Here is a 236-nt window from a genome sequence, read left to right on the forward strand (position 1 = left end):
TCCGCGGCCGACCACTGCGCCGCGCGTGTCGCCATCGCCCGCTTCGGCCCAACTCAGGTAGATAGCCTTGATCGTCGCATAATCGGGTGCGAAAGCGATATCGCCGATGCCGCCCTGTCCGCCGTAATCCACTTCAGGAACGCCTGAGACAAAGCCCAGCTTGCCATGCGCGGTCTGGAAGAATTTGATCGACCCTTCCTTCTCGGTGATGAAGAGATTGCCGGTTCCGGGCTCGA

Annotated in this window: 1 protein-coding gene; it reads right to left on the reverse strand. The window is 61.0% G+C overall.

Annotated features, from left to right (window positions below; genetic code table 11):
• A partial coding sequence (locus ACEWMW_RS14540) for a PQQ-dependent sugar dehydrogenase (RefSeq protein WP_409414681.1) occupies positions 1–236 on the reverse strand: 236 nt, incomplete at both ends.

Source organism: Litorerythrobacter xanthomarinus (assembly GCF_046254955.1).
GTDB lineage: Bacteria > Pseudomonadota > Alphaproteobacteria > Sphingomonadales > Sphingomonadaceae > Qipengyuania_C.